Consider the following 22,522-nt stretch of genomic DNA (forward strand, 5'->3'; position numbering starts at 1 on the left):
AATAGCTTCCATTTCTTCAATCGACACAACAAACACTTCATGTTGATTTGACTTTATTTGTTGCTTTAGCTCTTTCTTTTCCTGATCTGAAAGCATTCCAGCTTACTCCTTTGGCGGAAATTGTGATGAGAAATAACGCTTTGCTAAGCGGCTAAGTACACTTTGCTAAAATGCGCGAAGCGCGAGCAAACTGTACGTGTCGGTTGATCAACTTGTTATAGCTATATTTCGCCTCTGCTAAAATCTAGTATTTGTTGTCCAAAAATTTCTACTGCCTTAGATGACATTTGTTCATACAGACCAGACACCTCAATAAAATCATTTCCTGCATCTGCAGCCTCGTCCTCATCTTCTGATGAAGCGTTTATAGCTTTTAAATGTGCCATTTCTTTATATAGTGATTCTAGGATATACCTAGTCTCCCAATCATTAAGATTTACATTAATCTCACGAATAATAGTCATTACATTACCTCTTTGTTAAATACTTTTTGACATTTCAAGGCTAATTTAGATAGCAAACCGATAAATTCATCTAATGCCATATTAGAAGTGGGACATACTGCATAATGCCCCGGTCGATCGTTTATTAGTTTTAAACCGGCTGGCATTTGTATCCCTTTACCAATTTTCCAAACCCAACCTGACATAGGGGTCTTATCCAGACGACTCTTAGTTGATAATGAAATACCTTTCCCATTAGCAATCACAACACATATACCATTTATTTCTGTTGTATTTACATCTTTTGGTCTTCTAACATTTGTTAATCGAGGTCCTGATGAGTTACCCAACCTAAATAGATCCTCTGGTGCAAAATACAAGTCTTCTTGTTTCATAAAATATCCTTATTAAGTACGAATCGTTGATTTATAGCTATAACAGCTTGTTAGTTTGGAATATCCACACCTTCATACAGTGTAAATTTCATTCTATCTTTTGTAAAAAAAATACATTAACTAATAACCATCGGTAAATCAACTGGGTTTTGTAAGGTGTATAGGAACAGTCTGGGGAAAGCGTGGTTTAAACTTGCGATTTGCTTGCTAACAATAAATTCACTAACTGCTATATATTTATACATGTTAATTTATTTTAGTACCAGAGAAAATAGGACAGGCACAGCAGAAATGTGTCCATAATTCTCATAAGTTTTGTCTTGGATAAAGATACTTTTAGCTTCCTCACCATTAGGATCAATAAACTTATACGGATTATTATTGGCATACGTGGTCAGTTGTGCCTGTCTTTTTCACGCGCTTCAATTAATGTTAAACGGTGACTCATTGAATAATACAGCCTGAGAATCTGTTTACTGAAAAGGTAATCGCGGCTCTTGACTTTTTAACTGATACGACCGACTATCGTCCCGTGTCCTAGGACGCGGGACGATAGTCGGGAGGTAAAAATGAAAAGTCAAGATATCGTCGTACTCTTTAAAATAGAGTCGCTCACACAGCGCTGGATCAATCCTAATAGGTACGACGCAGAGTTACTTGTCCCGCATTCTTCAGCAATCGATTGGCTGGGAGAGGATCTTATTCATAAGGATGCGCCATCGGCTGCCTTTACTGAAAGCCTATTTTCTGTAAGAGCCTTAGAGCAGGAAACAGGGATTAGTAAATCTCAAGTTAGCTTAAGTCTGAAACGAATGTTTGACGTAGGCCTAGCAAAAGCAGACCGTAAAACAGGCTTACCAAAAGCCAACACTCGGGCGCTATTAGAATTCATTGCGTATGGCATTCAATACGTATTCCCAGCAAAGGAAGGAGAAGTGACGCGTGGGATCTCCACGTCAATTGCTGCGCCTGTTCTACAAGGTAAGTTAATGACATCCGGTGAGCTTGCTCCCATATGGCCCTATTTCAAGGGACAAATCAAAGGGGTTGCAGTTCAGCCTCTGCACGAAAATATCTTTGCTGCTATCCGAACAGATGACTTAAGTTACGCGCTGTTGGCGCTGACAGACGCTGTTCGGATAGGGCATTCCCGAGAGCGCGGCATTGCTATCGATCTGATGCGTAAATTATTACGAGTTCACTCATGAGCAAAATCAATTTTCAAAAAGATATGTTAATCCAAGTGGCCTCGGCTCTGAATGAATTGCTGCCACAAGTCGTGTTTATCGGTGGGTGTACCACCGGACTGTTTTTAACCGATGATTTCACCAAAGAGCAGGTAAGGTATACCGATGATGTTGACTTAATTGTCCATGTCGGCAGTTATTTTGACTGGACTCAACTTGCTGAGCGTTTAAGACAACTTGGCTTTCGTGAGTCAATGGACGAGGAAGTCATTTGCACGATGATGTTAGGACAGCTTAAAGTTGACTTTATGCCAGACAATGCCGACATTCTGGGGTTTAGTAATCGTTGGTATCGTGATGCGATGACGACCGCTCGTGATTTTGCGCTGACTGAAGCGCTAACCATCAAACTCGTCGAGCCGGTTTATTTTGTGGCCACCAAGCTTGAAGCGTATTTGGGACGGGGAAACGGTGATGCGTTGTCAAGTCATGATATTGAAGACTTAATTAATATCTTTGATGGGCGTGAGGAAATCGTTGTAGAGATCAACGCCGTTGACGGGGAACTTAGAGCATTTATTCGTGTTCAGCTTCAAGCGCTGCTTGATGATGCTAATTTTGAGTATGCCATACAAAGTGCCACAGGGAATAATGGGCAACGGGAATCACTCATTTTTGAGCGCATCGAGGCCTGTCTCTGAATGCCACAGGCACAGCTCGGACTGAAGGCTTTATCGCGTTACCGGGAACGGCTAAACAGCATTATGACGACGCGACGGTGATCTTTCGTTTTAAAGATCTCCTGTTGCTGGCAATGTTTGATATCTCAACGTCACGGCCTTTGCCAAAAGATATCCTATTAACGACGTTTAAGGCCTCAATGGATGATGCGATATCACGCTCTGATTTGTCGATAGAGCCAGACTCGCTATTGAACATGCTGCAATGCTTTGTTGCACAGCTCAATGATCAGCTGCACGGGGGATGTACCAGTATCACCGTGGCGTTTATCGATACGCACCGGGTTTGGGGGTATTGTGCCGGCGATGTGAGAATGGGCTATGTGCGAACAGGTTCTCTTAATTGGCTCACGCCCGTGCATACCGCTGCGAATGTCTTTGTGCCATTTACAGACGAGCTCAAATCGTCTCCTAACCGCCATTTGTTGACGCGTTCATTACGGCCTCACCGGTGTTTTGAACCAGAGTATTTTGAATTCGATCTAAGTGATGATAGCTAGGTTGTTTGCGCTACCGATGGATTCTGGTGCGATCTGCTCTGGGGCAATGTCCAGAGCCTGATATGTGTACCATCTCAACGTCCTATCGATGATTGCACGTGTCTGTGATTTAACACTCAAACTTTTCTAGCAAAATCAGGTTTCAGATTTGAGCATGAAAAACTGCTTTTTATGACACAGTACGAAACAATTGATATCCGCTTTCCTCTCTGAAAAAGGAGGCTTCAGCCAATCTACGACTTGCCAGTTTAAAAGGGATAATCCAAGACGGCCATAAATAGACCTGCGCAGTGGTCTATTAGTGCACGAATTGCGGACACCCAACGATTTCGCAGCTATTTCAAAAATGTGGGTGGCCTGTTTTTCCCGATGAGCGTGCCACGCAAACAGCACAAAGCACATATAAATGAAAATTATCTTGAGCAGGTTTTACTGGCCGGTTTAAGCTTGGATGAAAAGTGAGCACTAACGCTCTTGCCCTGGGATGCAAGGCCTGACCCAAATCATTTCTTCTTTAGATTTGTTTATAGCCTCTTTACTATTTGGGCTGGCGTATATAAAAACTCAGAGCCTAGCCTTGCCTATAGGGCTACACATTGGTTGGAATTGGTTTCAAGGTAATATTTTAGGTTTTAATGTAAGCGGCCATCAAGCAAATGGCTTGTTAAGCCCAGTTTTTAACGATACTCCGCTGTGGTTAACTGGCGGAGAATTTGGCCCTGAAGCCAGCATATTTTCTGTTTTAGTCGGCGTTGTTGCCCTAACGCTGTTGTATTGTTACAAAGGCAATCATCAAACTGAAGCAAAACTCAACACACCAGATACACAAGAAGCAAAAGCCCATGTTGCCCAAAGCAACTAATCACTAAAACAAAACCCGCCAAAAGGCGGGTTTTTTTATAAGTTAACGGTAACGCAAAATTAATAGTACTGAGTAAAAGCGGCAAGGCTTATGGATTGGCTCCCAAAAGGGAGCATAAGATCATAGACTGATAGGGTCGTCAAATTTTATTGAATGTGCTCATAAAACGATCGCGATTTCGCCCTGCCCTTAAGGGCCTTATTACTTAAATTTTATCCGTTACCGCTCCGGTAGAGGCAGAACTGACGGTTTTAGCATACTTGGCTAACAAACCACGGGTATATTTAGGGGCGGGCATTTGCCAGTTGCTTCTTCGTTTGGCCATTTCTTCAGCACTGACATGCAAGGTCATTTCGCGAGTTTGCGCGTCGATGGTAATGCTATCGCCATTTTCTACCAAGCCAATGGGGCCACCTTCATGCGCCTCTGGCGTAATATGACCTACCACAAAACCTCTGCTGCCGCCCGAAAACCGGCCGTCGGTGATAAGCGCCACATCGTTGCCTAAGCCTTTACCCATAATAGCCGACGTAGGGCTTAGCATTTCACGCATGCCTGGGCCGCCCCTGGGGCCTTCGTAGCGAATAACCACCACGTCACCGGCGACTACTTGGCCTTCGATAATTGCGGCGTAGCCTTGCTCTTCTGAGTCAAACACTTTAGCCGTGCCGGTAAAGCTTAGGCCCTCTTTACCTGTAATTTTAGACACCGCGCCTTCAGGGGCTAAATTGCCATGTAAGATAACCAGGTGACTGTCTTTTTTGATCGGTTTATCCAAAGGTAAAATAATGCTCTGGCCTGCCGGATAATCGACGACGTTGGCTAAGTTTTCGGCCATGGTTTTACCGGTTACGGTCATGCAGTCGCCATGCAGCATGCCGGCGTTAAGCAGTCGCTTCATTAGCGGTTGTATGCCACCAATGGCAATTAACTCCGACATCAAATATTGGCCACTTGGCCGCAAGTCGGCAATAACCGGGGTTTTGTCACCAATGCGCACAAAATCATCTAAGGTCACTTTTACGCCGATGGTGTCGGCCATAGCAATTAAATGCAGTACGGCATTAGTAGAGCCACCAAGAGTAATGATTAGCGTAATGGCATTCTCAAAGGCCTTTTTGGTCATAATGTCGGAGGGTTTAATGTCATGCTCAAGCAAATGCACAATGGCTTGCCCGGCGTTAATGCAATCTTGTATTTTTTGCGCTGACACCGCATTTTGGGCCGAGCTATTGGGTAGGCTCATGCCTAAGGCTTCAATGGCTGAGGCCAGGGTATTTGCCGTGTACATTCCGCCGCAAGAGCCCGGGCCGGGTATCGCGGTTTTTTCAATATGATCTAACTGGGTAATAGGAATATCGCCGCTGGCATAACGGCCCACTGCTTCGAATACTGAAACTATGTCGGTGTGGTTTTCACCCGGTAAAATAGTACCGCCATACACAAAAATAGACGGCCTGTTTAGGCGCGCCAGGCCCATTAAACAGCCCGGCATATTTTTATCGCAACCGCCTATAGCAATAATGGCGTCGTGTCCCATGCAAGCCGAAACCGCCTCAATGGAATCACAAATAACTTCACGCGATACCAAGGAGTACTTCATGCCTTCGGTACCCATCGAAATACCATCAGAGATGGTAATTGTATTATAAATAACACTTTTTGCACCGGCGCTATCTACGCCCTGACCTACGGCTTCAGCAAGTTTATTAATATGCATGTTGCAGGGCGTTACCATAGACCAGGTTGAGGCAATGCCAACTTGTGATTTTTTAAAATCGGCATCATCAAAGCCAACGGCTCTTAACATGGAACGGCTGGGTGCCTGAGCGTTGCCATCTACTATTTTGTGTGAATATTTACGCGGTTTATCGTTATTCATAGTGTTTGCTCATTGCTTATATTTATGATGCCGGTTAATAGCGTATGGTTAAGTGTACATACTTAACATAAATTCGCTAACGTAATAAACGCACTATAGAATTACGAGGCTAAATAAACAATCTACGTTGGTAAATTTATAGCCCCTACAGGTCAGAGATCAGCCACTTTTTGGCTCTGCTAGGTGAGGCTGTTGTGTGGCGGGAAATAACCTTCGGTAGCGCTGAAATTCGCGTATTTTTGCATTACACTAGGCAGCATAACTCCCTGACGGAAACCGCTGGTGTACACTGCTGATTTTAATCATAAACGTAAATTTATTGTCAAACTGGGCAAGATGCTACATAAGTACGGCACGCCGGCTTATCGGCTGGAAGCACATCTGACCGAGCTAACCTCACATCTGGGTTTAAAGGGCTCTTTTATTATTTCACCTACTTCAATGACTTTTGTGATTTGGACCGAAGGTCATGATCAGGAATATACCCACGCCTCACGAGTAAACCCCGGCGATTTGGATTTAGGTGCGCTGTCGCGTACCGACGAATTGGTTGATCAGGTATTGCAGGAGCAGGTTAGCATACATGAAGCCGACGCACTGCTTGATGCTATTGACGCCCGGCCAAGCTCGTATAGCAAACTGGCGACAGCAGTAGCCATGATGGCTTCCGGCGGTGCTTTCTCTATGCTAATGGCTACCAGTTGGAATGACGTGATCTGGTCATCATTGTTGTCGTTGCTGGTGTATTGTTTTGTGTTATGGGCCGCCCGTTCGCCACGTATCGCCAATATGCTAGAGCCTTTAGTGGCGCTGGTGGCGGCTATTGCGGCTTGTGCCATTAGCCGTTATATCGACCCCGGCATTAATATCCGGCTGACGGTATTATCCGCCATTATTTCCTTTATTCCCGGCCTTGCACTCACCATTGGTTTTGCCGAGCTGGCAGCCCGCCATCTGGTTTCAGGCAATGCCCGCATTATGGATGCGCTGATGATGTTGTTTAAGCTGTACTTCGGGGCGTTTTTGGGTATTGCTATTGGTTTTACGCTGTTTGGTATGGTCGACTTTATTAAACCTGAGCCTATTTCGCGCCATTTTGCCTGGTTGGCAGTGGGTATTTTGGTTAGCTCACTGATTGTGCTGTTTAAAAGCCGTGGTAAATATACGCTGTGGTCATTGGCCGCCGGTTTTATTGCTTATGGTGTCAGCATTACTGGTGCCAGTCTGTTTGACTATACCATTGGTGCCTTTCTGGGCGCGTTTGCTGTGGGCATTTACAGTAACCTGTTTACCCGGTTGGCCAAGGCGCCGGCGGTTATTGTCGCTATGCATGGCTTAATAGTACTGGTGCCCGGCAGTAAAACCTATATTGGCTTAAATTCGCTGATTTCCGGCCAGGATTTTGTGGTGTCTGACCGGGTTGGCCAGCAAACCTTTCTGATCTTAATGGCGCTGGTTGGTGGGCTTATTTTTGCTAATGTTGCGCTACCACCGAAGAAAAGCTTGTAGTCTGCTACGTTCATATCATGGAACATTATAATCATGAAAGCGGCATTAAAAAGTCTGTCCGAACTGGTTGCTAAGGCTAATGATGCCTTTTATGCCAAACACCAACAAGCCGATACCCTGATGGGGATTATGGATAACACCTTGCGCCAGCAAGGGTTGCCAGCCGATGCGGTAACGCTAGATTGGGTTGCGCTGGATAAAAAAATGGTGTTTTTACTGCATGACGATGCGCCCGGTATGGTCAGTATTGCGATGGGTAATAAGGCCGGTGATATCTATGCCAGCGCCGAACATAACATGGCGACATTAACTGAAGCTACCGTTGTTAGCTTGTTGGAAACACACTTTGGCAGTTAACGCGGTAATTTTCTGACAACAAAGGCGCTTAGTAGCGCCTTTGTTGTATTAAGCCACTTTACTCTGCGGCAGCAATGTCCTGCTCTTTTACCAGCCATACCGACAATGCACCCAGCACCATGGCGCCGCCAGCTAACATAACGATATACACGGCCTGGTTTTCAAACACTGAGCCTAAGATCCAACCGGCAATCAGACCCGCCACAATTTGCGGCGCTGCAATGGTGAAGTTAAAAATCCCCATATATACCCCGGTTTTATCGGCAGGCAAGGCGCCGGCTAATATGGCATATGGCATAGCCAGAATCGCCGCCCAGGCAATACCAATACCAATCATCGGGATCATCAGGCCAAGCGCCCCTTTTGGAATTTCAACCTGGGTAATTAACAGGTTTACATGGGTCATAGTTGGATCGGTAAACAGTACAAAGCTTAAGTAACCCAAACCACCGGCCAGCAACGAGAAGGAATAAACAAACTTGCGGCCAAACAAGTTAGCTAGCTTTGCCATTACCAACGAGAAAAATACGGCAACCAATGAGTAACCCGCATATAAAATACCCACCCAGTCACCGGCAGCGCCTTTAGCGGCGGCAATGTTAGCCGGTACGCCGCCCATTTGCGCAATATAAGCGCCGTCGTACCACTGCGCGCCCACGCCCCAGGTGTGCTGGGCAATAGCTGCCGGGAAATACGTCCACATAATAAACAGTGCAAACCAGGAGAAAAACTGCACCAGAGCCAGCTGTTTCATAATACGCGGCATACTTAACATGGTGTGCCAGAAATCGCTTAGCTTTTCGCCGAATGAACGTGATTGGCGAACCTGTTCCGCCAATGCCTGTGCTTTTGAATCCAGCCCTTTGTAAGCGTAGTATTGCTCTGGCGGGTATTCTTTAGTTCGAAAAACGGTCCATAACACACTGCCCAGCATCACGGTAGCACCAATATAAAAGGCCCACACGACTGAGGGCGCTACTTCACCAGCACGCGAGGCGTTATCCAGCCCCACCACGTTGGTCAGCACAAACGGCAAAATTGAGCCAAACACCGCACCTATATTGATCAACAAGGTTTGTACTGAATAGCCCAGATTACGCTGCTCGGCGGGTACCATGTCAGATACCAAAGACCGAAACGGCTGAAAGGTGACATTAAAAGCGGCGTCTTTAATGGCGAAGATTACTAATCCAAACAACATTGGTGGAATAAAGGCCACTACCATAGAGGCGTTGGGTAGCAACATCATCGCTGCGGCGGCGACGACCGCACCACCCAGCATAAAGGGTAAGCGGCGGCCCATTTTATTCCAGGTGCGGTCAGAGGCCGCGCCAACAATAGGTTGTACCAGTAAACCCATAACAGGGGCTGCTAACCAAAATAATGACAGGGACGACAGATCGGCGCCTAAGTCTGTCAGGATGCGACTAACGTTACCGTTTTGCAGGGCAAAGCCAATTTGCACGCCAAGAAAGCCGAAACTGAGGTTCCAGATCTGCCAGAAAGAAAGCTTAGGTTGTTTCATTACACGTCCCCGGAGTTTGTTATTATCATTATTGCAGTATGTGTCGGCATAAACTACACGATAGCCGCTATTTGGCGCAAAACTGTGCATACGTATTCATCTTGTTGTTGCACTGTTTTGGCGTTATTACCAGCTATATGCCAGCATAGCAGCGGTGTTTTGCTACGCTATGGTGCAGCAGATAACGATTAATTAGAAACGGGGATGCAATGAACGCCTTTACCTTAAGCACATTAGTTTTGGCAATATTGCTCAGCGGTTGTCAGCCGACAGCGCCAGATAACAGCATTAGCAAAAATAGTGACAGCGCAGCAGCATCGATTACGCCAGCCGAAGCACAACAACCTGACGCGCAAACTGCAGCCTGGTGGCATGATGCGGTATTTTATCAAATTTGGCCGCGTAGTTTTTATGATACTAATGGCGACGGCCATGGTGACTTTAACGGCATGACCGCCAAGCTGCCCTATCTGGCCGATTTAGGCGTTAATGCGCTATGGTTAACGCCGATGTTTGAGGCACCGTCTTATCATGGTTATGATTTTACCGAGTTTTATCAGGTAGAAACAGATTACGGTAGCATGGCCGAATTTGAAGCTTTTATTAACGCCGCCGATGCCAAAGGCATGAAGGTGATATTAGATTTGGTAATAAACCATATTTCCAGCGAGCACGAGTGGTTCCAGCGTTCTGTCGCCAGCGAGGCACCCTACAAAGATTATTTTATCTGGCGTGATAATATGCCACCGGCCGGCAGTGGCTGGGGCCATGCCTGGAGTGACAACGATAATCCTGAAGCTGTGTGGCACTGGAATGAGACCCGCCAGCAATACTATTACGCGGCCTTTGGTGCCAGCCAGCCTGATGTTAACCTGGAACACCCCGATGTAGTGGCAGAAATGGAAAAGATGGCCAAATTCTGGCTGGATAAAGGTGTTGCCGGTTTCCGTTTAGATGCGGTGCGCTTCGCGATGGAGGGGGGCCCAGATGCGCAGGCCGATACCGCAGAGACCATCGCTTACTGGCAAAGCTTTAATCAGTTTGTCAAAAGCGTTAACCCAGAGGCTTATTTAGTGGGCGAGGCCTGGGTCGATATCCCGGTGGCGGCGCGTTATTATGGCGCCGGCAAAGGGCTGGATCAGGGGTTTGACTTTGAAGTAGGGTATAAAATTTTAGGCTTATTGCAACAGGATACCGCCGGCGACGCCCAGTTTGGCACTATGCAATCCAACCAACAGCAAGTTGCTGATGCTTCTGTACTTAGCGAAAACGTGCAGCAGCGTGTTGATTCTGTGGCGCCATTGAGCTTTTTTGCGCCGTTTTTAACTAACCACGACCAAGAGCGCATTGCATTTCAGCTAAAGCAAAGTGATGCCAAAGCAAAATTAGCGGCCGCGATGTTGTTTAGCTCGCCCGGAACCCCTTATATTTATTACGGGGAAGAAATTGGTTTAACTCAAGACCGTAGCGGGCATGACGTATTTAAACGCGCCCCCATGCTGTGGGATAACAGCAAGCAAGCTGGTTTCACCGAAGCTGATAACAGCTGGGTAGAGCAACTGGCTTTATTTGGCGATAACTTCACCAACTGGTGGCCAGATTTTCTGGCAAAACAGCTACAAGCCGCTGATCGAAGCGTCGCGGCGCAGCAAGCTCAAGCAGATTCAATCTGGTCGCTATATCAATTTCTTATCGCCCAGAAAAAACAGCGGCCTGAGCTTGGCAGCAACGGCAGTTATCAGGTAAAGCAATGGGATAACGGCGTAGTACAAATAACCCGTGAGCTTCAGGGTAGCGTCAGTGTGTTTGTCCTTAACTTAACCGACACCGCTCAAGATATCAGTGCTATCGGGCGTGATGGTTTAACGCCACGCTGGGCATTTGCTGTCGAGGGCAACAGCATAGCTGGTTTTGGCCTGTTGGTACTGCAAAGCACTCTGTAAGCACTTGCATTACAACACGCCGCCATTGTTGCATACTAATAGCGCATACCCCATCAGTGCGGTATTTGCTATGCTAGCTATAACTGTTCTGCACTGGCGGAGTGAACATGTCGCATCGTCACTATTTGTTTTCACTGCGTCTTGGGCATGCGCTGCGCGAAAGTTTGGCTGAAGGCTATAACCGCACTAAGTTTAGCAAAGACCTGCTGGCCGGTATTACCGTGGGTATTATTGCTATTCCATTGGCGATGGCATTGGCCATTGCTTCCGGTGTGGCGCCACAATATGGCTTATACACCGCCATTATTGCCGGTTTTGTTATTGCGCTAACGGGCGGTGCCCGTTACAGCATTTCTGGCCCCACGGCCGCGTTTGTGGTTATTTTATATCCGGTAGCACTAAAATATGGAGTAAGCGGGCTGCTCATGGCCACCGTGTTGTCTGGGGTGATCCTGATGATCATGGCTGTTATGCGCCTTGGCCGCTTAATAGAGTATATACCCGAGTCGGTTACTTTAGGTTTTACCGGCGGTATCGCGGTGGTTATTGCCACCTTACAAGTTAAAGATTTCTTTGGCCTACCCGTTGCAAGCTTGCCTGAGCATTATGTTGAAAAAATTGCAGTGCTTACCACCAGCTTACCGCAACTAGGCTGGCCCAGCGTGTTGGTGGCTTCGGTTACGTTTAGTGTAATGCTGTGGTGGCCCTACCTGAAAACGGCCATACCGGCACATTTGCCCGCATTAGTTATCGGTACATTGCTGGCATTGGGGTTAAGTCAGTTTGGCTTTGAGCTGGACACTATTGGCTCACGCTTTAGTTACACTAACCTTGATGGTAGCAGTGGTAGTGGTATTCCACCCTATTTACCTTATTTTGATTGGCCCTGGTTACGGCCCGGCCCGGCTGGTGAGTTACTGGGGTTTAGCTGGCAGCTGGTTAAAGATTTACTGGCGGCAGCTTTTGCAATGGCGATGCTGGGTGCGATTGAGTCTTTGCTGTGCGCGGTAGTGCTTGATGGTATGTCAGGCCGGCGGCATAGTGCCAACAGTGAACTGCTGGGGCAGGGCATTGGCAATATTATTACGCCGTTTTTTGGTGGCATTACCGCCACTGCGGCACTGGCCCGCTCGGCTGCAAACTTCAAAGCTGGCGCCGTTAGCCCTATTTCGGCCATGGTACACAGCTTGGTGTTATTATTGGGATTAGTACTATTCGCCTCATTATTGTCTTACTTACCTATGGCCGCGCTGGCCGCATTGTTAGTTATGGTGGCCTGGAATATGAGCGAGGCGGCGAAGGCGTTACATTTATTAAAAACCGCCCCGCGCAGCGATATTTTGGTTTTTTTGAGTTGTTTTTCGCTGACGGTGCTGCTGGATATGGTGATTGCAATAACCGTCGGTATTTTGCTGGCAGCGGTATTGTTTGTGAAAGAAATAGCGGAGATGACCAAGGTTACAGATATTAGTGGCCATAAAAAACTGGTTGATAAACCTCTGCCGGCCGGCTGGAAAGTACTGAAAATTAATGGCCCGCTGTTTTTTGCCGCCGCCGATCGGATTTTTGCAGAAATTGCTGTCCTAACTGTGCAGTGCCGCGGCATCGTGCTGTATATGGATGGCGTAACGGTGCTGGATGCCGGCGGTTTAGCGGCGCTGGATAAACTGATTGGCAAAAGTGCCAAAAACCACACTGAGCTAATAATAGCCGATTTGCAGTTCCAACCACTGCGCAGCCTGGCTCGGGCGGGGGTTAAACCCCTGCCGGGGGTGCTACGTTTTTATCCTAGTTTAAAAGCAGCGTTGGAGGCATTGGCTGCAAACTCAGAGAGTGCCACAGGACTGGCGAATAATTAATTTCGGTTGAATATGCGTGGTTTTAATCGCTTCATTGTTAATGAGCCGGAGCAGGTTATCCACCAGTAACTCGCCAGCCAGTGAAGTATCTTGCTGAATGGTACTAAGCGCCGGGGTGGCAAAAGACGCCACCGGAATATCATCAAACCCCATTACGGCAATATTGCCAGGGATGTTATGGCCTAGCTGGTGCAGCGCCCGCATAACGCCGATGGCAATAATGTCACTGGCGCAAAATACCGCATCAATCGGCTTACCTTGCTGCACAATATGCCGTATTGCCTGATCACCGGCTTTTTCGGTTGAAATAGCATCGCGCTGGCTAATCGCCGCTGATTGCACACCTGCGGCATGCAGTGCCTCAATAAAGCCCTGATAACGTTCAAAAAATTCAGGGCTATGTTCTGAAGCATTACCAACAAAAGCAAAGTTTTTATAGCCATTAGCTAACAGGTGCTCGCCGGCCAGTCGGCCACCTTCGCGGTTATTGCTGCGAATGGTAAATTGCGGATGGCCTAGTACTTCTGCCCCCCAACAAACAAAGTGGGTTTCCTGCGCCAGCAACTTAGCCAACTTTTCTTCGTAATCTTTATAGTCGCCGTAGCCGAGCAAAATAATCCCATCGGCTTTGTTGCTGTCTTCGTAATCGGCGTGCCAGTCGTCACTGAGTTGTTGAAATGACACTAATAAATCCTGACCACGTTTGGCGCAAGCGCGGGTAATACTGCCAAGCATTGATAAGAAAAACGGATTAATAAGAGATTCATCTGAGGTTGGATCTTCAAATAGCAACAACGCCAGGGTACTGCTGCGTTGCTTGCGCAGGTTACTGGCATTTTTATCTACTTTATAATTTAATTGTTTGGCAATGGCGTGCACTCGTTCGCGGGTTTCTTTATTAACTTGCGGACTGTTGCGCAAGGCCCGCGACACCGTGGACTGCGATACTCCTGCCATATAGGCAATATCAAACGATGTCGCTTTGTCTTTCATGTTGTGCTCTGCTCTTACAGCGGTACAGCCCTACAGTAATCTGCAGCAATCTGACCAGCGCATGGTTATAGTCAGCTTATCATAGATGGAATTGTCAGTAGATTCAATTTTGGTATTAGAGGCTTTACTGCCAGCTAACGACTAAAGATCGGGATAATTTGTGAAACAATGTTATTTTGGTTTCTGCGCGGGCTAACGGCTTGCTAAACTAACAAGTCGTGGTTATTGAGTATGCTGTAGTGCCTAAAAATTTTATAAAAAACTTTTTATTAATAAGTATGTTGATGCTTAGTCCGTTGTTGTGGGCCAATACCCCCCACTGCCAGGAAGACGACTGCATTGTTGAGCAAAAGTGGTATATAAGCGGTGCGTTAGGTTATGGCCAGCGCAGTAATCCATTAAATGGCGGTAATCGTCTTGAGTTGGTAGTACTACCGGAAATTTATTATTACAGTAAACATTGGTTTTTCGATAATGGCCGTGTTGGAAGCAGCATTGTTTTAACTAGCGATACCCAACTGAGCATTATTGGCCAGTTCAATCAGGAAAAAGGCTATTTTCAACAATGGTTTAGCGGCAACTTGCTGCAATTTGAAAGCAACGCCCTCACTACGCCACAGGTCAGTTTAACCACTGATCGCCAGGCGCCTGCTCAAGTGGCACTGAGCCAGGTGAAAGACCGGCCCACCGCTTTTGATCTGGGTTTACAACTGGACAGCAGCCACTATGGCCTGTTGTGGCAACTCGCTTACTGGACCGATATTAGCCAGCAACACCATGGCCAGTATGCCAGCGTTGGGGCGCGACGTGGCTGGCATACTGTCTACGGCAAATGGCAGTTGTCGGCACATTTGCATTGGAAAAGTGCGCAGTTAATTAATACCTATTATGGTTTAACGGCGCTGGAAGTGCCGCTACATCAGCAATATCAAGGACGGGATAGCTGGCAGACAGAACTTCGGTTAAACTGGAACAAACCATTAACAGAACGGCTGAGTCTTTTGGTATTTCTTCGCTATTTACAGCTGGACAGTGCCATGACTGACAGCCCCTTAGTGCGCTCAGACAACGTCACAACCTGGTTTGGTGGCGTGAGTTACCGGTTTTTCTAATGTGGATATGGCGCGGTTGCGCGGCCTTGCTATGTGGTGTATCGCTGGTTGGCCAGGCAGATACCGCCCCTTGTGCCGAACCGTTTTGTTGGCAGGTCAGCCCGACGGTATGTGTTACCGACACACTGGATGAGGGTTGCGACGCGTCGCTTCGAGTGATGTGGTTTAGCGATACGCCGCAATCAGTCTGTTTATATCTGGCAGAGCAGCCGGCCCGCTGCTGGCAAGACGCTACCAGCGGTCAGTGGCAGCAGCAGGTTAATTGGCGGCTGGGGTGGTTAAGTTTACGTCAGCAGCAGCAAGTACTGTTAAGTGCTGAATTGCAGGTATTAAGCCGGCAACCAACAAAACGTCGTCGAATTTCCGGCGCATGGAGTATTTTTTAATGGCCAAGATCCTGTTAGTGGAAGACGATGCCAGACTGGCGGGGTTGGTACAAACCTTTCTGGTACAACATGGTTTTACTGTGCAGCAACAAAGTCGTGGCGACGCGGTGGCGGAGCAATGTAAACAGTTTCAACCCGATTTAATTGTGCTGGATTTAATGCTGCCTGGTCTGGATGGTTTTGGTGTTTGCCGGCAAATCCGTCCTTGGTTCAAGGGCCCGGTGCTGATGCTGACCGCCAAACAAAGTGATATCGATCAGGTGCTGGGGCTGGAATTAGGTGCCGACGATTATGTAATAAAGCCGGTAGAACCGCGAGTGTTGTTAGCGCGGATTAACGCATTATTGCGCCGTACTCAGGCCAGTAGTAAGTCTGAGCAGCAGGAATTGGCCTTTGGTCGTTTGTTGTTAAAACAACGGTCCCGTGAAGCCTGGTTCGACAATAAGATGATAGAGCTAACCAGCTACGAGTTCGATTTGTTGTGGATGCTGGCACGCTATGCTGGCCAAACCGTAAAACGTGAAGCCATTCACCAGCAAATTATTGGCCGGGAATATGATGGCCTTGACCGCACTGTTGATGTACGGGTATCGCATTTACGCCGGAAGCTGGGTGACAATGCTGAGGTGCCTTTCCGGATAAAAACGGTTTGGGGTAAAGGGTATTTATTTGTCGCTGATGCCTGGTAGTTATGCATCGTCTTTTTCTGCATTTTTATCTGTTTTTGTTGCTGGTGTTGTTTGGCTTAGGCTGGACGGTGGATCAATTGTGGCAATATGCTCAGGGTGATCAGCCACCGGCATTAATTGAGACGCTGGCTGAACAAATGGCATTGGTAATGCGTTTGCCTGAGGCGCAGTGGCCCAGTCACCTTGGTTTGCCCTATCAATTAGTGGCTAGTGACAGTGTTAGCTGGCAACCAGCCGAATGGTTGTTGTTACAACAAGGCCACCTGCTTCCTTTGTTTCAGGATAACAGCGTGTTTTTTTATGCACTGCGCGATGACCAACTGTGGCAGGTTGGCCCGTTAGTGCTACATGAACGAGCGGGTTTTGACTGGTTTAGTATTTTATTCTTCAGTTTACTGGCCGTGGCTGTGGCGCTATGGTTGTGGCCTGTGGCCCGAGATATTCGCTTTTTGCAGCAAGGGTTAGCCCGTTTTGGCAAAGGCCAGCCGGCCGCGCTGCAATTACCAGCCAGATCGTTTATTGCGCCTATTGCTGACAGTTTTCAGCAAATGAGCCAGCAAATTATTTCATTGCTGGAGTTGCAGCGGGAAATGACTCATGCGGTGTCGCATGAACTACGCACACCGATTGCCCGGCTGAAATTTGCGCTGGAAATGGCGACGCCATTGCCTGAGCAAGATAAGCAGCTTATGTTACAAGATGTGTGTGAGCTACAGCAGCTGGTAGATGAAATGCTCGACTATGCTAAATTGCAAAGTCATCAGCTCGATCTGAAAAAGCAGCAGGTTGACTTAACTGAACTGATCCATAATGTATCGGAAAAACTGGCACCGCTGCCCGGAGCCCCAATTCACCTGCAGTTACCGGCTAGCGCGTTATTGTATTGCGATGCGCATTATCTGGAGCGGGCGTTACAAAACTTACTGATTAATGCTAAACGTTATGCCAAAAGCCAAATTACTGTTGAGCTAAACTTGCAGCAGGGCTGTTGGCGGCTTAGCGTTAATGATGACGGCCCCGGCATTGCCGTTGAACACCGGGCTAAAGTGTTAAAACCCTTTCATCGGCTTGAGCAAAGCCGTAATAGGGACGAGGGCGGCTTTGGCTTAGGACTGGCAATAGTGCAGCGTATTGTGCAGTGGCATCAGGGCAAACTGATTATCAGCGACAGTGCGCTTGGCGGGGCCAGTTTACAACTTCTGCTGCCTAAGGATTAACCTAATTTTTGCTTGGTTAACAACTAGCAAACCTTAACACACCCTAGGGTCAATAAGAGTATCTTTCATGCGTTATACCGAGCCATCTATCTGGCTATTAATGTTATTAGCCGCCGTTGTCGCGACCACCCCGCTGGCGATAGATATGTATTTACCGGCCATGCCGATGATGGCCGGCGAGTTAAATACCAGTATTGGTATGGTACAACAATCGCTTAGTATTTTTTTAGCGGCCTATGGTGTTGGTATGCTGCTATTTGGGCCACTGGCCGATATGCTGGGGCGACGACCGCTGGCAGTATTTGGCCTTACCGGCTTTATTGGCGCCAGTATTGCGCTAAGCCTGGTTAATTCGATTGAGTGGTTTCTAGGCTGGCGCGCTCTGCAGGCGCTGTGTGGTGCTGCCGCTACCGTAGTGGTGCCTGGCATTATCCGCCATTTGTACCAGCAGCATACGGCCAAAGGCATGTCGTATGTGTCGATGATTATGATGTTAGCGCCGTTGCTGGCGCCAGCTATGGGTAGTGGCATTATGTGGTTGGCCAGTTGGCAGACCATTTTTCTGTTTTTGGCTGGCTATGCCATGGTAGTAGTGGCTTTAAGCTGGCATTTTTTACCCGAGGTGCCTGTTGCAGCAGAGCAGCAGCGACCGGCTTTTTTCAGTGGCTATGTTCAGGTATTCCGGCATAAAGCCGCCTGGCCCGATATTGCCAGCTCCATGTTTGCCTCTTTTGCTTTTTTCTGTTTTTTAACCGCCGTCTCTTTTGTGTACATAGAGTATTTTGGCGTTAACGAGCAAATGTTTGCATTGTTGTTTGGTTTTAACGTGTTGTCGCTAATGAGCGCTAACTTTCTAAATAGCCGTTTAGTGGTGCGGTTTGGGCCACAGCGAATGCTGCGTTTTGGCTTGCTGCTAGCGTTGTTTTTTGCCACCTTACTCAGTGCTTTTAACTATTTTCAGCTTGGGCTCTGGTACACCGTGTTTAGCGTGGCGCCATTAATGGCGAGCCTGGGGTTAATGGCAACCAATGCCGACGCGATGATCATTATGCAGTTTCCGCAACACAGTGGCACCGCTACTGCCGTAATTGGCACCTTACGTTTTGGCAGTGGTGCGCTGGCTGGCCCGTTGCTAGCCTGGTTTTATACCGGCGACGCCCTGCCATTTTCATTGCTTATGCTGGCGGGGGTGGTAGCAATTGGCCTCAGCCAGTTGTGGCGGCAAGCTCTGTATGCAGCAGCAAGGTCTGGGGCCAGCTAAGTGCTGGCCCCAGACCTTGCCTGATGATCAGAAACCGAGATTTTTCAGAAAGTCATCATCGACTTCTGGCTCAGCACTAACGGTATTTTCCTGCCGATACTGTTGGGCATTGGCCAGAATATCATCAGGGTTTTCTTGCTCAGTGCGTTCAAATTCCTGCAGTTGGATAAACTCGGTTTTATCCATTGCCAGCTCCATATAAAAAATGTTGTGCTCTGGTGTGTTGAACGTCACTCGCCTGGCCTGAGGCTGGTCAAGCTGCGTGTTGATCAGAATTTGCACCTGTTTATTAATGGCCATCATTTTTGGTTGGCTTTGGTTGATCGAGGTATGTAAATTTTGGCGTACCTTGTTGGTAAAGTCGCCAACTATCTGGTTCATTAACTCGCCCATAACGTTACCGACATCGTCTGCCGTATGAAATTGTGCCAGCTCATTTTCTGGCATGCCCATACTCATCATATATTTACGATAAATTTCTAGTGCTGCTTGTGAGGTGAAATTAATAATCACCAGCCCGGAAAAGCCACCATCAAACAATACAAAACAGCCAAGATCAGGTCGTAAACAGGTTTTCTGAATTTTCTGCACCATCGGAGAATGGCTGATAGCCGGGTTACCGGCGGCAGACAGTACACCGCTAACGGCTTGGCAAAGGGTCAGCAGAATGTCATCTGTGGTAATAATTTGGGTTTTTTTCATCGTGTCTTCCAAAGGCTATTTTTTGACAGTATAAGCCCATACCTCACTTTAACGCTAAATTTTGCAGGCACCACCACTACATTCATCATCGTCATCACCGAATTGCGGTTCGGCAGCTTTGGCTGCGGCTTCTGCTTGCTGTTTTGCCAGCGCGGCTTCAGCGCCGTCAAAATCCAGATTATCCAGATCAAAATCAAACTCAGCCATGGTCAATGCTCCTAGTAATGGGGGACAAAATTTTTGCCAGTGTAACAAACAGCGAGGGCGGATTAAAACCTGCATTGGAAAATTAACACAAACTTCATCCCAGTATTTCCAATGCTGGTCGATTTCACCGTTGTCGATTCCTTGCTATGATAATAGCCATCTTTCTGACCTGCCCGGAGCCGCTAATGAGCCAATTAACCCTGCAAACACCAGATGACTGGCATTTACATTTTCGTGATGGCGACATGTTGCTCGAAACCGTGCCGGCCACGGCCCGTCAGTTTGCCCGCGCCATTGTTATGCCTAACTTAATGCCACCAGTAACCACCGCGGAAATGGCGGTGGCTTATCGTGAGCGAATTCTGGCCGCGCGGCCTGAGGGTAGCAATTTTCAGCCACTACTTACCTTGTTTTTAACCGATAAAACCAGCCGTCAGCATATTGTTGATGCCATGGCCGCCGGCGTAGTGGCCGCTAAGCTTTACCCCGCTGGCGCGACGACTAATTCCAGTGCGGCAGTCAGTGCACTTGACTCGCTATACCCGGTGTTTGAAGCGATGGCCGAACTGGGCATGTTATTGCTGGTGCATGGCGAGGTAACAGATCATGACATTGATATTTTTGACCGTGAAAAAGTGTTTATTGACCGTTACCTGCAACATATCGTGGCGCGGCTTCCGCAGTTAAAAGTGGTGTTTGAACACATTACCACGGCCGATGCTGCCAGTTTTGTTGCCGAAGCGTCTGCAAATGTAGCGGCCACTATTACTCCTCAGCATTTATTGCTAAACCGTAACGATTTACTGGTGGGTGGGGTGCGCCCGCACAATTATTGTCTGCCGGTGTTAAAACGTCGCTCGCACCAGCAAGCCTTGCGCGCCGCAGTAGCCAGTGGTTCGGCCAAGTTTTTTTTGGGTACTGACTCGGCGCCGCATGAAAAACACCGCAAAGAGTCCGCCTGTGGTTGCGCGGGTTGTTACAGTGCGCACAGCGCCATAGAGCTTTATGCGCAAGTGTTTGATGAGCTTGGCTGCTTAGATAAGCTTGAAGGTTTTGCCAGCCATTACGGCGCCGACTTTTATGGCTTACCCCGCAACAGCGGTACCATTACCTTGCAGCGTCAGCAGTGGCAGGTGCCAACTGAAATTATGCTGCCAAATGATCTGCCAATAGTGCCGTTTTATGCTGGCCAAACACTAAACTGGAAGCTGGTTTAGGTTTTCAAATAGCTCAATAGCCGCTCCAGCGCGCGGTAACTAAGGGCTTCCATTAAGTGGGCGCGGCTAATGTGTTGTTTTTGCTGTAAATCGGCAATGGTGCGTGCCACTTTAATAATTTTATGGTAGGTGCGGGCCGACAGCTTAAAGCGATAAATGGTGTCTTCCAGAAAACGTGCGTCGTCTTGTTTTAACGGGCAAAAGTCCGCTATTTCGCTGCCACTAAGCCGGGCATTGGCTTTACCCTGACGGGCCAGTTGTATGTCCCGCGCCGCCACTACCCGTTGTTTAACGCTGGCGCTGTTTTCTTCCGTGCTGTGTTGCTGGCTTAGCATGCCTTTGGGTAACAGCGGCACCTCTATTTGTAATTCTATGCGGTCGATAAAGGGCCCCGACAAGCGGTTTAAATAACGCATTACCTGCTCGGGTGTGGCACGGCCATCTTCATGATGGCCGGTAGGGCTAGGGTTAAGGGCGGCGACTAACTGAAACTGTGCCGGAAAATCGGCCTGGCGGGCGGCCCTGGAAATATGCACTATGCCGGTTTCCAGTGGTTCACGCAGGACATCCAGCACTTTTCGTGGGAACTCGGGTAGCTCGTCTAAAAATAAAATACCGTGATGTGCCAGCGAAATTTCACCGGGCCGAGGAACTGAACCGCCACCAACTAATGCTACCGCTGAACTGGTATGATGCGGGCTGCGAAACGGCCGTTGTTGCCAATCGGTTAGGTTGCGCTGCATGCCGGCAATCGAATAAATAGCGGCAGTCGCCAGCGCTTCTTGCTCGGTTAAGGCTGGCATGATACCGGGTAACCGCTGTGCCAACATAGATTTACCGGTGCCGGCCGGGCCTAGCATTAACATGTTGTGCTCGCCGGCAGCCGCTATTTCCAGCACCCGCTTAGCATGGCCCTGGCCACGTACATCGGCTAAATCTGCCATATGCTGTACCGGCCGCTCTGGTAGCGGTGGTATAGCCGGTAAGGCCTGCTGTGCCAGTAAAAAACTGTGCACTTGCAGCAAATGCTCGGCACCGTATATTTTAGCATTGGGCACTTGCTGCGCTTGCTGGGCATTTAGCATAGGCAGCAGTGCGGCGCGGCCAGCATCACGACATGCCACCGCTACCGGAATTTCTCCCAGAATTTGCCGTATTTCGCCAGATAGTGCTAACTCACCATAAAATTCATATTGGCCGGTGCAGTGATCATTGAGTTGGCCGCTGGCGACAATAATGCCCAAAGCAATCGGTAAGTCGAAGCGACCGCCTTCTTTGGGTAAGTCGGCCGGGGCTAAATTAACGGTGATTTTTCGATCCGGAAAAGCAAAGCCACTGTTAACCATGGCGCTGCGCACTCTGTCGCGAGATTCTTTTACCGACGTTTCAGGTAAACCTACCAGCTGAAATGCCGGTAAACCATTACTAATATGCACTTCTATGGTAACCAGCGGTGCATCCAGGCCGTGACGGGCCCGGCTGTAAACAACAGCAAGCGACATCCTGTCTCCGATAATTTACGTAAACACTGCATTA

General features: G+C 48.0%; 21 protein-coding genes. 13 read left to right on the forward strand and 8 right to left on the reverse strand.

The window, feature by feature from the left end; genetic code table 11:
- Positions 1-221: 221 nt before the first annotated feature.
- The gene (locus VT06_RS01475; RefSeq protein WP_046552502.1) at positions 222-464 is read right to left on the reverse strand and encodes a hypothetical protein; all 243 of its coding nucleotides are present in this window, start codon (positions 462-464) and stop codon (positions 222-224) included.
- Positions 464-838 carry a hypothetical protein gene (locus VT06_RS01480; protein ID WP_046552503.1) on the reverse strand — a complete coding sequence of 125 codons (375 nt, stop codon included), beginning with the start codon at positions 836-838 and terminating at the stop codon, positions 464-466. The genes VT06_RS01475 and VT06_RS01480 overlap by 1 nt, the downstream gene beginning before the upstream one ends.
- Before the next feature lie 569 nt (positions 839-1,407).
- Between VT06_RS01480 and VT06_RS01485 the strand changes: the two genes are divergently transcribed.
- From VT06_RS01485 to VT06_RS01495, 3 genes are all read left to right on the forward strand, one after another.
- On the forward strand, positions 1,408-2,046 hold the full coding sequence (locus VT06_RS01485) for a hypothetical protein (RefSeq protein WP_046552504.1): 639 nt from the start codon (positions 1,408-1,410) through the stop codon (positions 2,044-2,046).
- Positions 2,043-2,726: a hypothetical protein gene (locus VT06_RS01490; RefSeq protein WP_046552505.1), complete on the forward strand. Its 684-nt coding sequence runs from the start codon at positions 2,043-2,045 to the stop codon at positions 2,724-2,726. Before VT06_RS01485 ends, VT06_RS01490 begins: the two co-directional genes overlap by 4 nt.
- Positions 2,727-3,749: 1,023 nt before the next feature.
- Complete coding sequence (locus VT06_RS01495) at positions 3,750-4,127, forward strand: CPBP family intramembrane glutamic endopeptidase (RefSeq protein WP_046552506.1); 378 nt, start codon at positions 3,750-3,752, stop codon at positions 4,125-4,127.
- Positions 4,128-4,332: 205 nt separating this feature from the next.
- Here the strand turns inward: VT06_RS01495 and ilvD are convergent, their stop codons facing one another.
- A complete protein-coding gene (gene ilvD / locus VT06_RS01500) occupies positions 4,333-6,009 on the reverse strand; it encodes a dihydroxy-acid dehydratase (protein WP_046552507.1) in 1,677 nt (558 codons plus the stop codon).
- A gap of 282 nt (positions 6,010-6,291) precedes the next feature.
- Here ilvD and VT06_RS01505 point away from each other — a divergent pair, with 282 nt between their 5' ends.
- Both VT06_RS01505 and VT06_RS01510 read left to right on the forward strand, forming a co-directional pair.
- Positions 6,292-7,518, forward strand: a complete 1,227-nt coding sequence (locus VT06_RS01505; protein WP_046552508.1) for a threonine/serine exporter ThrE family protein — start codon at positions 6,292-6,294, stop codon at positions 7,516-7,518.
- A gap of 33 nt (positions 7,519-7,551) precedes the next feature.
- Positions 7,552-7,875 (forward strand): hypothetical protein, encoded by a 324-nt coding sequence (locus VT06_RS01510; protein WP_046552509.1) that lies wholly within the window; start codon positions 7,552-7,554, stop codon positions 7,873-7,875.
- Between the two features lie 58 nt (positions 7,876-7,933).
- Here VT06_RS01510 and VT06_RS01515 read toward each other — a convergent pair whose 3' ends face one another.
- Positions 7,934-9,400 carry an MFS transporter gene (locus VT06_RS01515; RefSeq protein ID WP_046552510.1) on the reverse strand — a complete coding sequence of 489 codons (1,467 nt, stop codon included), beginning with the start codon at positions 9,398-9,400 and terminating at the stop codon, positions 7,934-7,936.
- 209 nt (positions 9,401-9,609) lie between these two features.
- Between VT06_RS01515 and VT06_RS01520 the strand changes: the two genes are divergently transcribed.
- Together VT06_RS01520 and dauA are read left to right on the forward strand one after the other, a co-directional pair.
- Entirely contained in the window at positions 9,610-11,343 is a 1,734-nt protein-coding gene (locus VT06_RS01520) for an alpha-amylase family glycosyl hydrolase (RefSeq protein WP_046552511.1), read from the forward strand.
- A gap of 107 nt (positions 11,344-11,450) precedes the next feature.
- Positions 11,451-13,202 (forward strand): C4-dicarboxylic acid transporter DauA, encoded by a 1,752-nt coding sequence (gene dauA, locus VT06_RS01525; protein WP_046552512.1) that lies wholly within the window; start codon positions 11,451-11,453, stop codon positions 13,200-13,202.
- On the opposite strand, the gene VT06_RS01530 is transcribed toward dauA, so the two are convergent.
- Positions 13,170-14,195 (reverse strand): LacI family DNA-binding transcriptional regulator, encoded by a 1,026-nt coding sequence (locus tag VT06_RS01530; protein WP_046552513.1) that lies wholly within the window; start codon positions 14,193-14,195, stop codon positions 13,170-13,172. The two genes, dauA and VT06_RS01530, sit on opposite strands and share 33 nt — an antisense overlap.
- Before the next feature lie 284 nt (positions 14,196-14,479).
- Between VT06_RS01530 and VT06_RS01535 the strand changes: the two genes are divergently transcribed.
- From VT06_RS01535 to VT06_RS01555, 5 genes are all read left to right on the forward strand, one after another.
- Positions 14,480-15,307: a MipA/OmpV family protein gene (locus tag VT06_RS01535; RefSeq protein ID WP_235357323.1), complete on the forward strand. Its 828-nt coding sequence runs from the start codon at positions 14,480-14,482 to the stop codon at positions 15,305-15,307.
- Entirely contained in the window at positions 15,307-15,693 is a 387-nt protein-coding gene (locus VT06_RS01540) for a DUF3019 domain-containing protein (RefSeq protein WP_046552514.1), read from the forward strand. The genes VT06_RS01535 and VT06_RS01540 overlap by 1 nt, the downstream gene beginning before the upstream one ends.
- The gene (locus tag VT06_RS01545; RefSeq protein WP_046552732.1) at positions 15,693-16,382 is read left to right on the forward strand and encodes a response regulator; all 690 of its coding nucleotides are present in this window, start codon (positions 15,693-15,695) and stop codon (positions 16,380-16,382) included. The genes VT06_RS01540 and VT06_RS01545 overlap by 1 nt, the downstream gene beginning before the upstream one ends.
- Positions 16,383-16,384: 2 nt before the next feature.
- The gene (locus tag VT06_RS01550; protein ID WP_046552515.1) at positions 16,385-17,599 is read left to right on the forward strand and encodes an ATP-binding protein; all 1,215 of its coding nucleotides are present in this window, start codon (positions 16,385-16,387) and stop codon (positions 17,597-17,599) included.
- Between the two features lie 67 nt (positions 17,600-17,666).
- Positions 17,667-18,860 carry a multidrug effflux MFS transporter gene (locus VT06_RS01555; RefSeq protein ID WP_046552516.1) on the forward strand — a complete coding sequence of 398 codons (1,194 nt, stop codon included), beginning with the start codon at positions 17,667-17,669 and terminating at the stop codon, positions 18,858-18,860.
- A 27-nt stretch (positions 18,861-18,887) separates the two neighbouring features.
- Here the strand turns inward: VT06_RS01555 and VT06_RS01560 are convergent, their stop codons facing one another.
- Positions 18,888-19,562 carry a DUF3334 family protein gene (locus VT06_RS01560; RefSeq protein WP_046552517.1) on the reverse strand — a complete coding sequence of 225 codons (675 nt, stop codon included), beginning with the start codon at positions 19,560-19,562 and terminating at the stop codon, positions 18,888-18,890.
- A 54-nt stretch (positions 19,563-19,616) separates the two neighbouring features.
- Positions 19,617-19,769: a hypothetical protein gene (locus VT06_RS18365; protein ID WP_200897880.1), complete on the reverse strand. Its 153-nt coding sequence runs from the start codon at positions 19,767-19,769 to the stop codon at positions 19,617-19,619.
- 185 nt (positions 19,770-19,954) lie between these two features.
- Between VT06_RS18365 and pyrC the strand changes: the two genes are divergently transcribed.
- A complete protein-coding gene (pyrC, locus tag VT06_RS01565; protein WP_046552518.1) occupies positions 19,955-20,986 on the forward strand; it encodes a dihydroorotase in 1,032 nt (343 codons plus the stop codon).
- Here pyrC and VT06_RS01570 read toward each other — a convergent pair.
- The gene (locus VT06_RS01570; protein WP_046552519.1) at positions 20,983-22,488 is read right to left on the reverse strand and encodes a YifB family Mg chelatase-like AAA ATPase; all 1,506 of its coding nucleotides are present in this window, start codon (positions 22,486-22,488) and stop codon (positions 20,983-20,985) included. The genes pyrC and VT06_RS01570 overlap by 4 nt on opposite strands.
- Between the last annotated feature and the right edge of the window lie 34 nt (positions 22,489-22,522).

The sequence above is a fragment of the Arsukibacterium sp. MJ3 genome, from assembly GCF_000987765.1.
Lineage (GTDB): Bacteria > Pseudomonadota > Gammaproteobacteria > Enterobacterales > Alteromonadaceae > Alishewanella.

Excerpts from the sequence above, each read along its gene's own strand:
- VT06_RS01560 (WP_046552517.1), bottom strand. The coding sequence starts at position 19,562 with ATGAAAAAAACCCAAATTATTACCACAGATGACATTCTGCTGACCCTT.
- dauA (WP_046552512.1), top strand. The coding sequence starts at position 11,451 with ATGTCGCATCGTCACTATTTGTTTTCACTGCGTCTTGGGCATGCGCTG.
- VT06_RS01520 (WP_046552511.1), top strand. The coding sequence starts at position 9,610 with ATGAACGCCTTTACCTTAAGCACATTAGTTTTGGCAATATTGCTCAGC.
- VT06_RS01545 (WP_046552732.1), top strand. The coding sequence starts at position 15,693 with ATGGCCAAGATCCTGTTAGTGGAAGACGATGCCAGACTGGCGGGGTTG.
- VT06_RS01515 (WP_046552510.1), bottom strand. The coding sequence starts at position 9,400 with ATGAAACAACCTAAGCTTTCTTTCTGGCAGATCTGGAACCTCAGTTTC.
- VT06_RS01510 (WP_046552509.1), top strand. The coding sequence starts at position 7,552 with ATGAAAGCGGCATTAAAAAGTCTGTCCGAACTGGTTGCTAAGGCTAAT.
- VT06_RS01555 (WP_046552516.1), top strand. The coding sequence starts at position 17,667 with ATGCGTTATACCGAGCCATCTATCTGGCTATTAATGTTATTAGCCGCC.
- VT06_RS01480 (WP_046552503.1), bottom strand. The coding sequence starts at position 838 with ATGAAACAAGAAGACTTGTATTTTGCACCAGAGGATCTATTTAGGTTG.
- VT06_RS01495 (WP_046552506.1), top strand. The coding sequence starts at position 3,750 with ATGCAAGGCCTGACCCAAATCATTTCTTCTTTAGATTTGTTTATAGCC.
- VT06_RS01570 (WP_046552519.1), bottom strand. The coding sequence starts at position 22,488 with ATGTCGCTTGCTGTTGTTTACAGCCGGGCCCGTCACGGCCTGGATGCA.
- VT06_RS18365 (WP_200897880.1), bottom strand. The coding sequence starts at position 19,769 with ATGGCTGAGTTTGATTTTGATCTGGATAATCTGGATTTTGACGGCGCT.
- VT06_RS01550 (WP_046552515.1), top strand. The coding sequence starts at position 16,385 with ATGCATCGTCTTTTTCTGCATTTTTATCTGTTTTTGTTGCTGGTGTTG.
- pyrC (WP_046552518.1), top strand. The coding sequence starts at position 19,955 with ATGAGCCAATTAACCCTGCAAACACCAGATGACTGGCATTTACATTTT.
- VT06_RS01535 (WP_235357323.1), top strand. The coding sequence starts at position 14,480 with ATGCTTAGTCCGTTGTTGTGGGCCAATACCCCCCACTGCCAGGAAGAC.
- ilvD (WP_046552507.1), bottom strand. The coding sequence starts at position 6,009 with ATGAATAACGATAAACCGCGTAAATATTCACACAAAATAGTAGATGGC.
- VT06_RS01530 (WP_046552513.1), bottom strand. The coding sequence starts at position 14,195 with ATGAAAGACAAAGCGACATCGTTTGATATTGCCTATATGGCAGGAGTA.
- VT06_RS01475 (WP_046552502.1), bottom strand. The coding sequence starts at position 464 with ATGACTATTATTCGTGAGATTAATGTAAATCTTAATGATTGGGAGACT.
- VT06_RS01485 (WP_046552504.1), top strand. The coding sequence starts at position 1,408 with ATGAAAAGTCAAGATATCGTCGTACTCTTTAAAATAGAGTCGCTCACA.
- VT06_RS01490 (WP_046552505.1), top strand. The coding sequence starts at position 2,043 with ATGAGCAAAATCAATTTTCAAAAAGATATGTTAATCCAAGTGGCCTCG.
- VT06_RS01540 (WP_046552514.1), top strand. The coding sequence starts at position 15,307 with ATGTGGATATGGCGCGGTTGCGCGGCCTTGCTATGTGGTGTATCGCTG.